We start from the raw sequence: 14,245 nt of genomic DNA, 5'->3' as shown, positions 1-14,245 counted from the left end.
ACTACTATAGAAAGCTAAACGCAGGTTATTCGTTTATGATATCGCCTTCTTTAGTTTCTTCGCTGGCAATTTTCACCAGTTTATCTTTCAGATTTAAATCACCGAATATTTCAATTTTATCGTCGATTTCTCTACCTTTTTTCACAGTAACTCGCGTTGCTTTATGATTGATTACTTTAATAACAAACATTCCTTCGGCAGAATTTACCAATGCTGATTTTGGCACTACAAAAGTGCTGTCTTTCGCGTTAAGCGGTAATAAAACTTCGGCAACCATTCCTGGTAATAAATCCTTTTTTGTGTTGTGCACGTCCATTTCTACACGCTCAGAACGTAATTTTAAATCTAATGCGCCAGACATTCTGGTAATTGTTGCTTTAAAGGTTTCCGGTAACGATTTCACATTAAAACTCATTTCGTCGCCCGTGTGTAAATATCCTGTGTAAAGCTCAGGAACTGAAACCGCCAAACGCAATTTGTCTTGTTGCTGAATAGTCAATAAAGGCAAATCTGAACCTTTTCCTGCCGGACCAACAAATGTTCCTAAATTCACGTTTCTTGCCGCTACAACGCCGTCAAAAGGAGCGCGAATTTCAAGATAACCTCTCATAATCGAAACTTCTTTATGAGCCGCAATTGCCGCCTGATATTGTGCATAATCAGAATTTTTCTTTCCACTTGCCATTTCCAGATCGTTTTTAGAAATCGTTCCTTCCACTTTGCTGGTTTCATACAAACGGTTGTACGTGCTTTTGCTTGTTGTATAAATCGCTTCCATCGATTTTAATCTTGATTCGGCTGCAGCCAGTTGAGAGCTGATTTCAGGCGCTTCAAGAACGATTAAAAGCTGTCCTTTTTTTACTTTAGTTCCAATATCAACTTTTAGTAATTTTACAAAACTGCTTACTTTCGCATATAAATCAACTTGTTGAAAACCGGTTAATTCGGCTGGTAAACGCAGCTCAGTTGTTAGTTTTTCTTTGTTTAAAAGAAACGTTTCAGTTTTAGGTTCTAATTCAGCAGTAACAGTTTCTTCTTTTTTAGAATTACAACTGTTAAGGAAAAATAGTGCTGCAAAAAACAGCGCGCTAAATTGTATTTTATTTTTCATTTTTAGGATTTAATGATGAGATATAATGGATGCTTTCTTCGTCTTCAGGATCTAAAGAAACAGATTGTGTTGTTGTATGTTCTTGCGCCCATGCAAAGATAAGCGGCAGGATTAATAATACGGCAAAGGTCGAAAATAATAACCCGCCAATTACGGCTCTTCCTAACGGAGAAACCTGATCGCCACCTTCGCCGTGACCAATTGCCATTGGTAACATTCCCGCAATCATCGCAACAGATGTCATGATAATTGGACGAAGACGCAATGCAGCAGCTTCACGAGCAGATTCTAAGGCATTTCCGTTTAGTTTTCGAAGCTGTTCAGCATTCGTAACCAATAAAACGGCATTTGCAATTGAAACCCCAACAGACATGATGATTCCCATATACGATTGTAAGTTTAACGTTGAACCTGTAATTGTCAGCATTAATAATGATCCTAAAACTACCGCCGGAACCGTTGTTAAAATTACCAGCGAAACCTTGAACGATTGAAAATTAGCGGCTAACATTAAGAAGATTACAAAAATGGCAACCAATAATCCGACTTGTAAACTACTTAATGTTTCGCTCAATACTTTACTTAATCCAATCGGAGTTATGAACAAACCACGCGGCAATTCTCCTAATGAATTAATTGTTGCATCCACATCTTTTACTGCCGTACCTAAATCGGTCTGAGCAATATTGGCTGTAACTGTAATGTACGGCATAGCCCCTAAATTGTCATTCTCACCGCTTACATAACCCGGTGTAATTTTGGCAACGTCACTTAATACAGGACGAAGCGAGTTTTTTAATACCGGAATTTCTCCAATATCTGTTTTACTTTTCATTTGATTCAGTGGCACCTGAACCTGAACATTGTATGATAATCCGGCTCTTTCATCGACCCAGGTATTTTTCTCGGTATATCTTGAGGATGAAGTCGACGCTACAAGAGATCTTGAAATATCATTCATATCAACGCCCAATTCAGCAGCACGAGTTCTGTCAATATCAATATTCATTGCAGGATAATGAATTGGCTGACCAATTTGAACGTCTCTGAAATAAGAGATTTTTTTCAGTTTCTCTACAATTTGATTCGCATATAACTCATTTCGCTTTTTATCTTTTCCTGCAATACGAACTTCGATTGGAGTAGGAGATCCCTGGCTTAAAACTTTATCAGTCAATTCGATTGGCTCAAAAGAAAGTTTTACATCCGGAAGTACTTTTTTGATTCGGGCTCTAAAGTCGTCCTTAAAATCATCCATATCCACGTGATATTCTTTCAAACTCACTTGGAAAACTGCTTCATGCGAACCTGCCATGAACAAATAAATCGGGTTAATTGAGAATAGCGACGGGTGCTGACCAACATAAACAGATGAAATTCCGATATGTTCTTTGCCCACCATTTTTTGCAATTCTTTCAAAACAACAATTGCTTTTTCTTCAGTTCGTTCTAAACGAGTTCCATCGGGAGCGCGCATTCTTAGCTGAAACTGACTTGAATTTACTTTCGGGAAAACATCTTTTCCAATAAAAGAAATAAAGACAACCGCCAGAACCGTAATTCCAATAAGATAAATTAAGGCAGTAGCTTTTTTATAAGGAAATAATCGATCAAGCGTTCTCATAAAACGGATTCTGAAACGCTCGAAAGCACCAATTTTTCCGTTATTGTTCGTATCGACTCTTTCAACGTAGCCTTTTTTCTGAGTAATCAGATCTTTTTCAGATTCAGGAGTTAAACCGCAATCATTAAATTCAGCTTCATCATCAGTAATATCCGGACCATGTTCGTGTTTTGCGTGACCTTTCATTAGCCAGTTTGCCATTACAGGCACAAAAGTCTGCGAAAGTAAAAATGAAATTACCATCGAGAATCCAATTGCTAAAGCCAACGGCAAGAACAACGCTCCCGGAATACCAACCATTGTAAACGCCGGTGCAAAAACCGCCAGAATACAAAGCAGAATCAATAATTTAGGCAAAGCAATTTCCTGACACGCATCCCAAATGGCGAGCGCCTTGGGTTTACCCATATCAAGATGCTGGTGAATATTTTCGATTGTAACCGTACTTTCATCCACCAAAATTCCAATCGCCAATGCCAATCCGCTTAAAGACATTAAGTTGATGGTTTGCCCGAATAATTTCAGGAATAAAACCCGGATATAATCGAAATAGGAATCGTTAAGATTACAATCAATGCAGCACGTCTGTCGCCAAGGAAAAGTAAAACCATTAATCCGGTTAAAACCGCACCAATAATTCCCTCAGTAATTAAACTTTTTACAGAATTAATTACATAAACCGACTGGTCAAATTCATAAGATAATTTTACGTCTTCCGGTAATGTACTTTGAATTTTAGGCAATTCCGCTTTTAATTTCTGAACCACATCCCAGGTCGAAGCATCTCCTGCTTTTGCAATACTAACATAAACCGAACGTTTTCCGTTTACCAAAGCATAACCTGCCGTAATATCTGCACCATCTTTTACTGTGGCAACATCGCCTAATTTTAAGTTTTGAACACTTCCTTTAAACAACGGAATATTTTCAAAATCCTTAACTTCTTTAATCGTATTATTTGTTGGTGATATATAATTGATATCGCCCATTCTGACATTTCCGGAAGGAGCCGTTTGGTTGTTGATACGAATGGCTTCTACAACCTGATCCGGCGTCATATTGTGCGAACGCAATAAATCAGGATCTACGTTAACCTCAATAGTTCTTGGGCTTCCGCCGAAAGGCGAAGGCGATAATAAACCGGGAATCGACGTAAACGAAGCACGAACATAAACGTTGGCTAAATCCTGTAATTCATTATTCGATCTAATTTTACTGCTCAAAACCAATTGACCAATTGGTAATGACGAAGCATCAAAACGAATAATAAACGGTGGCTGGGTTCCCGGAGGAAACGCTGCCTGAATCCTGTTCGAAAGAGAACTTAATTCGGCCGCAGCCTGTGCCATATTTGTGTTTTCATAATAGGTTAATTTCATGATCATTAACCCCTGAATATTTTTGGTTTCAATCGATTTTACACCATTTGCAAAGGGTAAAATGTTGACATAAGTTTTAGCAAAATAAGCCTCCATCTGGTCTGGTGTATAACCTCCAAAAGGATGCGCAATATAGATTACCGGCAAGTTCATTTTAGGCAGAATATCTACCTTAATGTCCTGGATGGCACCAATTCCGAAGAAAAATAGACCCGCAACCAATACTAATATGGAGATGGGTTTGCGGAGTGCGAAACGTATTAAATTCATTAGGCTCTATAATTAAAATTCATTTATAAATAAGTCAAAATTGCCCGTTGCGGCCACTTTTAGCAAATACGATTGCCACACATTGTTGTTGACGATATCACGATCGATTTCGGCACGATTTAAAGTAAACAGTGTTTGCGTTAAATCAGTCAAATCTGTCAAACCGTTTTTGTATAAAGTCGATTTTTGCAAATACGCTTTTTGTGCCGCATTAACCTGAATTGGCGCTTCGGCAAAATTTTCAAGCGTGATTTTTATTTTATCATCAGCAAAACTCAGTTGCGACTTTAATTCCCTGTCAGCCTGATTGTATTCTTCCTGTAAACCCTGCGAAACAAACTTTTGAGCACTTACTTGTTTGCTCATTCTGAAAGGAGTAGTAAGATTCCAGCTAATTCCAATTCCAACCAAATAGTTAGAACGATCCGGATTTACACCATCCCAATAATTTCTTGAAAATGCGGTTTGATCCGTTGCATATGTTGACTCAAAACCTGAAGCTCTTGTTTGTAAAACACCAAAAGCAGTCATTGTTGGATAATAAAAACGCTTGTATAATTTTACCTGCTGATTGCTGTAATCAATTTTCGTTTTATAATATTGAAGCAACGGATGAAGACTATCAGTAGTTTTTTCTGCCAGTAAAAGTGCTTTCGGGATATCATTTACAAAAAGTGTATCTGTAGCAAAATCCTGCGGAGCAACACCCATTAAATCGACCAGTTTGTTGTTTTGTTCCTTAACAAAGTTTCTCGCCAGATTTAAAGCAATTTTAGCTTTAGAAACTTCGGCTGTAGCCAAAGTAGAATCCACTCCGGCCAATAATCCGTTTTTAACGCGGGCTACGGCTGTTTTTTTGAAAACTTCGGCGCGGTCTAAATTCTTTTGCTGAGAAATCAATAAGCGCTGACTTGCCAATAAATTTAGATAAGCGGCAGAAATTTTGATTTCTTGTTGAAACATTTCCTGCTTCAGATCATTTTCTCTCGCCTGAACATCAACTTTTGCCAAATTGATTCTTTCCTTCGTTTTTCCGAAAGTGAAAAAATCCCAATTCATGTTCACTAAATACAAGGCTCCAAAAGCCGAATTCCAGTTTTGATCTGGTAAAGTTGGTCCGGAAGAAGCCGTTCCTAAACCATTAAATCCGTACAAAGCCCCATTTTGCCCGTTAATAGTTCCGTAATCTTGTTGGGCAGACAAGTTTAAATTTGGCAAATAATCACGGCGGGATTGTTTAAGCGATTCTCGCGAGGCGCTTGTGTAGTTGGTTTTTGCTTTTATCGAACCGTAGTTTTCAAGACCTGTTTTAATAGCTTCTTTTAAAGATAAGGTTTGTGAGTAACCGATTGATGCAAAAATCAAGAAAAATAATAAGGTAATTTTTTTGAAATACATAAAAGTTCGTGGTATCAAATTATGGAGCAAAATTATTTCTCTTACGCTGATAAATGCCATCTTAAATGATGTACTGCAATAAAAAATGACAAATTGAATTGGTCATTTTTTGGAAATATTAATTAAATAATTGTGGTTAATTTGTAAACTATTTAAGTTTTAAAAATGAATAAAAAATTTGATAACATATTGGATAACAAATGGTGGCAGGAAATTGCCGTTGTTGCCTTTTCATTTACAATTTATACGTTAAAAAATGACTGGATGTTATTTAGTTCTTTTACTTCCATTTCAATGGGCGTTTTCTTTTACTGTATATTGTATATGCACGCCCAGTTTAATCGTTTTTTTCTGCTTCCGATATTATTTAAAACCCGTCGCCCCATAACTTATATACTATTAACGCTATTTGGGGTTTTTGTTTTTTCGGTCATTTTGTATGAAATTACAATGCTTGACATGTTTAGCAATTGTCGTTTATATCAAAATTCACATCAAAGAAGTTATGTGTATCAACTGGCAAGTGTTTTAGGAACTTTGGTTTGTATCTTGAGTCCGATTATAGTTTTTAAATTCTACAGAATTCACAGAAAACAAACCGATGAAACGTTGCTGTTCAACCAAATGCAGCTGAATTCTTTAAAAGGACAATTAAATCCGCATTTTTTATTCAATACTTTTAATACGCTGTACGGAATCAGTCTTGAATTTCCGGACAGAACGCCGGATTTGATTATGAAAGTATCGCAATTAATGCGTTATCAGTTAGAAAGTAATAATAAACAATGTGTATCTTTAGAAGATGAACTGGAGTTTATAAACAGTTATGTGCAGCTTGAAAAAGAACGTGTGGGATATCGCTGCGATATTACATACGATTGTAAAATTGACAATGAAAATACCTATAAAGTATCGCCAATGCTGTTGATTGCGTTTATAGAAAACGCATTTAAACACGGAACCTGCGCTATCGAAAAATGTTTTGTTCGTATTATTGTAACAGTCGAAAACGGTTTGCTGCATTTGCATATTGTAAACTCAATTCCGACGAAAAAAACGGATGTTGTTTCGACTAAAATCGGATTAAAAAATACGATTGAACGTTTGAATTTGATTTATGGAAAAGACTATAAATTAAATATTCAGAATGATAAAAATACCTACATCGTAGATTTGAAATTACAACTGAAAAAGCTTGTATAATGAAAGAACCAAAAAAATGCATTATTGTTGATGATGAGCCGGCTGCGCATTATGTTTTGGCGAATTATATCAAACAAAATCCGCAATTAGAGTTGGTTTTTCAAGGCTATAATGGTATTGAAGCAATGGATTATCTTCGGGATAATAAAGTCGATTTGATGTTTTTGGATATTAATATGCCGGAGATTTCAGGAATGGAATTATTAAAAATTATTCCAACACATCCCAAAACTATTTTAACAACTGCTTATTCTGAATTTGCTTTAGAAAGCTATGATTACGGCGTTATTGATTATCTTTTGAAGCCTATTTATTTTCCGAGATTTTTAAAAGCGGTTGATCGTTTTTTTGGAACTGAAAATGTAAAAGCCAAGGAAGACGAAGTAATAGTGAATTCGGTAAGCGTAAAAATAGATGGCTATTTTGTTGATATTGAACTGGATCAGCTTTTGTATGCTCAAAGTTTTGGAAATTATGTGAAATTGCACACGACAAAGCGAACGTATCTGGCATCGATTACAACCAGTGAATTTGAAAAATGCCTTCCGGAGAAAAACTTTATGCGAATCCATAAATCATATATTGTAGCGCTCGATAAAATTGATGAAACCGAGAAAGATTTCGTTGTCATCAAAAAAGAAAAATTACCAATTGGGATTACTTATAAAAGAGAACTTTCTGACAGACTTAAAAAGTAGTTATAAGTTTTGCGTCTGAAACAGAAACTGAAGACTGAGACTAAAAACGGTGACTTTAAAAATTATAAATTTTTATATTTCATTAAATAGTAATACTTTTATTACGTCTTTAAGTTTTTAATTTAAATATTGAAACCATGAAAAACGTAATTTTTACTCTTGTTCTTTTATGTGCCAATTATTTGATGGCGCAAAATGGAATTATGCCTACAGGAGAAATCACACCACCGGAAAAAGTTCGATTTACTTTTGAAAAAGAATACCCAAATAAAAAGCCGATCTGGGCAATTGATTATGTTGGTGATGATAATGATGAAATTAGATACGAAGCAAAATTTAAGACAGATACAAATGCTGAGGCATTGGCGGTTTATGATAATTTGGGGATTTTAAAGGCTTATGAATTGCAAATTCCGTTGAGCCAGCTTCCGCAGAAAGCGCAGGCTTATCTAAAGAAAAATTATCCGGCCAAAGCAGTTCGCGAAATTGCAGCTGTGGTTGATTATAAAAACAAAACAACTTATGAAGTTATAATAGAAAAAGAATCAAAATTTTATGATGTTGTATTTGATAAAAATGGAGGTTTTGATGTCATCATTCAAAAAGATTAAAAACAAGCTTACTAATTCAAACTATATTTAAAATGACAAACCCGACAAGTTCAATACTTGTCGGGTTTTGTTTTATAAAAAAATATTAATCGGTTGAATCATTATTTAAAAATGTAAGAATTTTATCTATTTTTATTATATGAATAAGGAATTTAATTCCGTTATTTGCGGCTATATAAATTAAAATTTAAAAATGAAAAACATTTTATTACTTATAGCTTTTTTATGCAGCAGTTTCTTAATAGCACAAAAAGGTGTACTGGTACCGCCAGATGCTGTTACTATAGCTTTTGAAAAACAAAATCCTAAAAAAATTGCTTCTTGGTCTATAGAGTATGGCAAAAGTGATGATGTTTATTTTGAAGCGACATTTAATACAACGGCAAAAAACAAAGCATTTGCACTTTATGACAGCAATGGTGTTTTTAAGTCTTTAAAAACACAAATTCTAATTGCGAAACTGCCTTTAAAAGCCCAAACGTACCTGAAAAAAAATTATCCGGCTAAAGGCAAAGTGCAGCCAGTTGGTAAAATTTTAAACAAGATTGACGATACTAACTCAGAAACTTATATTGCTGAAATAAAAAAAGATAAAAAACTTTATAATGTAGTCTTCGATAAAGACGGTGAATTTATTAAAAGAATTGAAATTAGTTTCCTATAATAAAATAACAAACCCGACAGGTTTTAAAAACTTGTCGGGTTTAATGATCGTGGACTTTATACTATTACAAATTCATTCCGCCGGAAACCTCGATGCGCTGCGCATTTACCCAACGGGCTTCTTCGGTACATAAAAAAGCAACAACGCCGCCAATATCGTCTGGCAAACCAACTCTGCCTAAAGCGGTTATTGAAGCTAAGTTTTTGTTTAATTGTTCATTATCGCGAACAACTCCGCCGCCAAAATCAGTTTCTATGGCACCTGGAGCCACAACATTTGCTCTGATTTTTCTTTCTCCTAATTCTTTCGCCTGATATTTTGTTAAGGTTTCGATTGCGCCTTTCATAGAAGCATACGCTGCATAACCCGGGAATGAAAATCGTGCCAAACCAGTAGAAATATTTACAATTCCGCCGCCGTCATTCATTACATTTAAAGCTTTTTGCGTTAAAAAGAAAGGTCCTTTAAACTGAATATTAGTTAATTGGTCAAATTCAGCTTCTGTAGTTCCAATAAAAGAATTATGAATACCAATTCCGGCATTGTTTACTAAGAAATCAAATTTATCAGTTTTAAAAGTGTTTTTTAAAGCGGTTTTTACTTCTTCAAAAAAGCCGTCAAAAGTTCTTGAATCAGCCACATTTAACTGAATTGCAGCAGCTTTTTGACCTAAATTTTCTATTTCTTTTACGACAGCATCTGCTTCGTCTTTTTTACTGTTGTACGTTAAAACAACATCAATTCCTTTTTTAGCAATGGCGATTGCCATATTTTTTCCTAAACCTCTGCTTCCGCCTGTTACCAAAGCGATTTTTGTATTTACTGCCATTTTTTAATGTTTTTAAATTTGATTATTTGTGTTGAAAATATAGTCACAGATTAAAGGTTTAACATGATTAAAAAATCTGCCTTATCTGCTAAATCTGCGTGAAAAAATTAAACACATAGAAACATAGATTTTATTTTGAATTAAAAAGAATGTAAAAAGAAACTAGTTTCTAACGCATCGTTCTATGTGTATTTAAATAAATGAAATGCCTTTTATAAAGTTACTGAAAAGCTATGTTTCTATGTGTTTAAAAATATAGTCACAGATTAAAGGATTAACATGATTAAAAATCTGCTTTATCTGCTAAATCTGTGTGAAATATCTTTATATGTGTTTAAATTTCTTAATTAGAATGCATTGCATTAAAATGATTTCTCAAATCTTCTGCGCTTGCATTTAATCTCGTTTCGCTGGTTCCGAAAGTAAGTTCGTTTCTGCCTTGTTCTAATTGATCGAAAATTGAAATAATAAAATCACTTACACTTGGATGCGCGTCGTGTAAACCAACACCGCCAAGATCTGTATTTAATGCAGGCGGAATAATCTCGATTACTTCAATATTTTTTGATTTTAATAAATGGCGAAGCGATAACGTAAACGAACGGAAAAATGCTTTTGTAGCTGAATAAACAGGAACTTTTGCAAATGGCGAGAATGCCAATCCTGAAGTTACGTTCATTACCGTTGTAAGCGATTTTAAGTTTATAAACAGAGAAGTTAAATGTAAAGGAGCTTCAATATTTGTAGCAATTTCACTTTTCATGCTTTCGTAAAAATTGTTATCATCTACAGAAATCCATTTTTGAATTCCTGCATTGTTCACTAAAACATTCAAATCGCTGTGATTTTCTGCAATCCAATTATAAAGAGCAACACGATCTTTTTCATCAGATAAATCGCAGACTTTTGTAATTACTGAGGGAAATTTTGCTTTCACTTCATTTAAAACAGATTCACGTCGGCCACAAATGATTACAGTATTATTTTCTTCAATAAATCGTTGCGTAAGTCCAAGTCCGATACCAGTTGCACCACCGGTAATCAGAATTTTGTTGTTTGATAATTTCATCTTTTTCATTTTTTAAATTGATAAGACAAAGGTAGGAGCGAAGTAGGTTTGGGGAATTGTAAATATCAAATCGATGTTTGCAAAATTCAAATCAGGATTTTATAAATTCAAAATATAAATTTCAAATTTAAAAATTCAAATTCTTTTGCTGAATCCACAAAGTGTCTTTTATTAGTGTGGTTGCTTCGTTCCTCGCAATGACACCAACTTTGTGGTAATGAATTGTGTTACAGTAATCTAAAATCAACAATCTAAAATCAACAATCTAAACTCTAAAATCTAAAATCTAAACTCTAAAATCTAAACTCTAAAATTATTAATTTACAATCTAAAAGCTAAAGGCGTAAACGTAGTTTGTTTTTTGAAGAAGTTAGAAAAATGCGCCAATTCTTCAAAACCTAGAGAATAGGCAATTTCAGAAATGTTCCAATCCGTTTGTTTTAAAAGGATTTTGGCTTCATTTGTCAATCGGCTGCTGATCAATTCGGTTGTTGTTTTTCCTGTATTTTCTTTTAAAACTTTATTGAGATGGTTTACGTGAACGGATAATCTTTCGGCAAAATCTTTAGCAGTTCTCAGTTCTAATCGCTGATGCGGAGATTCTATTGGGAATTGCCTTTCTAATAATTCAGCAAATAGAGAGGAAACTCTGGCAGCAGAATTATGTTTGGAATATAACGCCGTTATAGGTTGTAATTTTTGTCCAAAGTGAATTAATTCAGCGACATAATTTCGAATTAAATCGTATTTATAGACATAATCGGAATTGATTTCTTTTTGTATTTTATTGAAAATCAATTCAACTTCTGAAACTTCATCATCGGTAAGCTGAAAAATAGGATAACCGTCTGAAGCGAAAATTGGAAGTTCGTCAAGATCAATTCCGCTTTTGTTTTTCGATAAAAATTCACTTGTAAAAACACAAAACTGCCCGGATTGATTGGTGTCCTGCGGAAGATAATTGTACGGAATTTTTGGTGTTGCAAATAAAAGTCCCTGTTTTTCGATTTCGATTATTTTATCGGCATACTCCGCTTTATTTTTACCGCGAATTAAACTTATTTTATAATAAGCTCTTCTGTCATAAGGCATTCCGGGTTTTTCTTTAAGCCTTTCATAAAGTTCTTTAATGTCAAAAACATTAAAATGACCAATTTCTTTTTTAATGTCGTTTGGTAATAAAGAATTTGGTTCAATTAATGAACCTTCGGTAATATCCTGATAAAATGAATCTAGTGATTTCATAAGAGTGAATTGTAAAATTCAAATATACGAAAAATAATAAAGAGTTTTTTTAGTTTAGGTTTTCTTTGTTTTATCATCCTGACGGAGGAAGGATCACACACGAAACTCCGCATAATTAGTTGCCAATCTTTGTCGAGTTACGTGTGCGATTTCTCCTTTGTCGAAATGACAAAAAAATGCGGTTAAAACAAACTTCCCTGAATCAATTCCGGTTGTGGATTACTGCCAAAAGAAAAAGTATCAATAACAAAAAACTGTTTCTTAACCGGATCCAGTTCACGCAATACAATTTCGCAACACGAAAAATCAATTTCTATAGTTGTAAAAAGCTGTGATGCAATTTTAAGATTTTCAGGAATTAATTTCCGACCAATTGACATATGAGGATCGTCACTCTTTTTGAGTTTTAAAGGTTTTAAAGTTTCCTGAGTTTTTTTCATGATAGACTTTAAACGATTTCCAGAATCTTCGTTTGGAGCAATAAAAAAAGCACCGTTTACATAAGATCCGAAATGATCTAAACTTACCTGAAAAGGAATAAACGTATCACAAATTTTAAAAAGTTTCTGTTTGTATTTATCAATTTGCGAATCATCAATTGTAAATTCACAAATTGTAATATGTGCCACAGAATTACAGCTGTTATACCATTCTATTTTACTTTTTAAATAATCCTTCATCGTTTTCACAGCATCAATTACATCTTGTGAAGGATAAATGGCAACGGAATATTTTTTCTCCATTTTGTAATTTGGTTTGATACAAATTTAGAATTTAAATTGAGCGGTCAAAGCGGCGTAATAATAATCTTTTCCTGTCCCCACTTCTTTTAAAAACGAACCTGCATTAAACCAGCCGGTTTCTAAGGTAAACGACAAAAAATTATTTGCCGTATAATCTAAATTTGAAATCAATTGAGAACCTATAAAACGTTCTGTTGTATCCTTTCCGGAATATAATAATTGCATATTTGGCGCATATATTCCGTCACTTAAAGTTTGTCTCCAGAAAATATCATAATCAAATCCGAGAGCCAGTTTTTCGTTTAAATTTAAACTAATAGAAGGGTGAATATCGATTAAATTTGACGGACCAATTAAAGCCACTAATCCAAAATAAGCGCCTCTTGGATATAAAGGATTAAAGGTTTGTAAATGATTATCATCTGCATTTTTATCTCCCGAAATGATCTCTGTTTTTAAACCAATTTCAGGACTAAATTTTATGTTTTCGAAAGTATAACAGGCAAAAGATGAAAGTGTCCATGCAGAAATTGTTTTCTGATTTATGTTTCCAAATTGATATAATCCTTCAAAATCATATTTCCAGTTTCCTTTATTTTTCCAGATTCGGGTTCCTATAGACTGACGGTTTTCTTCTCCGATAGCGTCATCAAAAACGGCGCGGCTTTTCCATAATCCTAAATAATACAAATCAATATTTTGTATAAAAGGCACTTTATGAATAACGGTGTAACTTCCCCAAAATTGGGCATTTTCATTAAAACGATCATTAAAAGTCCCAGGTTTATTGGCAATTGGATGTGTGAAAAAGGCATCTGTTTGCCAATTGTTTTTTTTATAAAATAGTTTTACGGCATCAAACGCTAATCTACTATTCGGACCTTCACGAACGGCAATTAAGCGCTGTGATCCGTACGACATCTCCTGTCTTCCGGATCGTAATGTAAGCCGTTCGTTTTCATTTTTAATAAAATCAATATCTAAAAATGCCTGATGAAAATCCAGCTGATTTTCATCAACGGGACTTGGATCAATTTTGCTGTTTGCCAAACTGCTTTGCAACTCTACAAAGGTTCTGAAAGCACCCAAATGAGCATCGGCATGAAGCAAATAACGGGAAAGTAAATAACCGTCGCCTTCATCAGATTCATCGCCCCATTTGTCATTTACGGTATACGTATATTGCCATCTTGCTTCGCCGCCAATGCTTGCGTAATATTTACTATTTTGACTTAACGGAATGTATTTGATTTTCTCGTACCAGTTTTTAGCTGAATCTTTTAAATAAGTTACATCATCGTCATATCGCAGCTTTTGGAATACGGGGTTTTGTTGCGCGTTTGCGGAATAAATGAATCCCAAAAGCAACAATAATCGGAATATATTTAGGGGCGATTTCAT

At 34.4% G+C, this 14,245-nt stretch carries 11 protein-coding genes and 1 pseudogene; 4 read left to right on the top strand and 8 right to left on the bottom strand.

Features of this window, described 5'->3' with window-relative positions; translation table 11 throughout:
- Positions 1-25 precede the first annotated feature (25 nt).
- The 3 genes and pseudogenes from OLM54_RS07895 to OLM54_RS07885 form a co-directional block, all read right to left on the bottom strand.
- Complete coding sequence (locus OLM54_RS07895) at positions 26-1,111, bottom strand: efflux RND transporter periplasmic adaptor subunit (RefSeq protein ID WP_264538048.1); 1,086 nt, start codon at positions 1,109-1,111, stop codon at positions 26-28.
- Positions 1,101-4,384 (bottom strand): annotated as a pseudogene (locus OLM54_RS07890) (efflux RND transporter permease subunit). The gene OLM54_RS07895 and the pseudogene OLM54_RS07890 overlap by 11 nt, the downstream one beginning before the upstream one ends.
- Positions 4,385-4,396: 12 nt before the next feature.
- On the bottom strand, positions 4,397-5,782 hold the full coding sequence (locus tag OLM54_RS07885) for a TolC family protein (protein WP_264538047.1): 1,386 nt from the start codon (positions 5,780-5,782) through the stop codon (positions 4,397-4,399).
- 165 nt (positions 5,783-5,947) lie between these two features.
- On the opposite strand from OLM54_RS07885, the gene OLM54_RS07880 reads away from it, so the two are divergent.
- The 4 genes from OLM54_RS07880 to OLM54_RS07865 all read left to right on the top strand — a co-directional run bounded on the left by OLM54_RS07880 (position 5,948) and on the right by OLM54_RS07865 (position 8,958).
- Positions 5,948-6,985 carry a sensor histidine kinase gene (locus OLM54_RS07880; RefSeq protein ID WP_264538046.1) on the top strand — a complete coding sequence of 346 codons (1,038 nt, stop codon included), beginning with the start codon at positions 5,948-5,950 and terminating at the stop codon, positions 6,983-6,985.
- The gene (locus OLM54_RS07875; protein ID WP_264538045.1) at positions 6,985-7,683 is read left to right on the top strand and encodes a LytR/AlgR family response regulator transcription factor; all 699 of its coding nucleotides are present in this window, start codon (positions 6,985-6,987) and stop codon (positions 7,681-7,683) included. Before OLM54_RS07880 ends, OLM54_RS07875 begins: the two co-directional genes overlap by 1 nt.
- A 137-nt stretch (positions 7,684-7,820) precedes the next feature.
- Complete coding sequence (locus OLM54_RS07870) at positions 7,821-8,294, top strand: PepSY-like domain-containing protein (protein WP_264538044.1); 474 nt, start codon at positions 7,821-7,823, stop codon at positions 8,292-8,294.
- A 193-nt stretch (positions 8,295-8,487) separates the two neighbouring features.
- The gene (locus OLM54_RS07865) at positions 8,488-8,958 is read left to right on the top strand and encodes a hypothetical protein (RefSeq protein WP_264538043.1); all 471 of its coding nucleotides are present in this window, start codon (positions 8,488-8,490) and stop codon (positions 8,956-8,958) included.
- A gap of 64 nt (positions 8,959-9,022) precedes the next feature.
- Here OLM54_RS07865 and OLM54_RS07860 read toward each other — a convergent pair whose 3' ends face one another.
- The 5 genes from OLM54_RS07860 to OLM54_RS07840 form a co-directional block, all read right to left on the bottom strand.
- Positions 9,023-9,787, bottom strand: coding sequence for an SDR family oxidoreductase (locus OLM54_RS07860; protein WP_264538042.1), 765 nt, complete (start codon positions 9,785-9,787; stop codon positions 9,023-9,025).
- Positions 9,788-10,130: 343 nt separating this feature from the next.
- On the bottom strand, positions 10,131-10,856 hold the full coding sequence (locus OLM54_RS07855; RefSeq protein WP_264538041.1) for an SDR family oxidoreductase: 726 nt from the start codon (positions 10,854-10,856) through the stop codon (positions 10,131-10,133).
- Positions 10,857-11,177: 321 nt separating this feature from the next.
- Positions 11,178-12,101, bottom strand: coding sequence for a helix-turn-helix domain-containing protein (locus OLM54_RS07850; RefSeq protein WP_264538040.1), 924 nt, complete (start codon positions 12,099-12,101; stop codon positions 11,178-11,180).
- 182 nt (positions 12,102-12,283) lie between these two features.
- A complete protein-coding gene (locus tag OLM54_RS07845) occupies positions 12,284-12,844 on the bottom strand; it encodes a 2'-5' RNA ligase family protein (RefSeq protein ID WP_264538039.1) in 561 nt (186 codons plus the stop codon).
- A 24-nt stretch (positions 12,845-12,868) separates the two neighbouring features.
- Positions 12,869-14,245: an alginate export family protein gene (locus OLM54_RS07840; protein ID WP_264538038.1), complete on the bottom strand. Its 1,377-nt coding sequence runs from the start codon at positions 14,243-14,245 to the stop codon at positions 12,869-12,871.

It is taken from the genome of Flavobacterium sp. N1736, assembly GCF_025947065.1.
In the GTDB taxonomy this organism is placed as follows: Bacteria; Bacteroidota; Bacteroidia; order Flavobacteriales; family Flavobacteriaceae; genus Flavobacterium.
Note: the sequence above shows the minus strand (reverse complement) of the source record. Positions and strands in the feature narration are given on the sequence as shown.

Bases quoted from the DNA above. Each gene is read 5' to 3' on its own strand.
- OLM54_RS07875 (WP_264538045.1), top strand. From the start codon at position 6,985: ATGAAAGAACCAAAAAAATGCATTATTGTTGATGATGAGCCGGCTGCG.
- OLM54_RS07855 (WP_264538041.1), bottom strand. From the start codon at position 10,856: ATGAAATTATCAAACAACAAAATTCTGATTACCGGTGGTGCAACTGGT.
- OLM54_RS07870 (WP_264538044.1), top strand. From the start codon at position 7,821: ATGAAAAACGTAATTTTTACTCTTGTTCTTTTATGTGCCAATTATTTG.
- OLM54_RS07895 (WP_264538048.1), bottom strand. From the start codon at position 1,111: ATGAAAAATAAAATACAATTTAGCGCGCTGTTTTTTGCAGCACTATTT.
- OLM54_RS07860 (WP_264538042.1), bottom strand. From the start codon at position 9,787: ATGGCAGTAAATACAAAAATCGCTTTGGTAACAGGCGGAAGCAGAGGT.
- OLM54_RS07840 (WP_264538038.1), bottom strand. From the start codon at position 14,245: ATGAAATCGCCCCTAAATATATTCCGATTATTGTTGCTTTTGGGATTC.
- OLM54_RS07880 (WP_264538046.1), top strand. From the start codon at position 5,948: ATGAATAAAAAATTTGATAACATATTGGATAACAAATGGTGGCAGGAA.
- OLM54_RS07885 (WP_264538047.1), bottom strand. From the start codon at position 5,782: ATGTATTTCAAAAAAATTACCTTATTATTTTTCTTGATTTTTGCATCA.
- OLM54_RS07845 (WP_264538039.1), bottom strand. From the start codon at position 12,844: ATGGAGAAAAAATATTCCGTTGCCATTTATCCTTCACAAGATGTAATT.
- OLM54_RS07850 (WP_264538040.1), bottom strand. From the start codon at position 12,101: ATGAAATCACTAGATTCATTTTATCAGGATATTACCGAAGGTTCATTA.
- OLM54_RS07865 (WP_264538043.1), top strand. From the start codon at position 8,488: ATGAAAAACATTTTATTACTTATAGCTTTTTTATGCAGCAGTTTCTTA.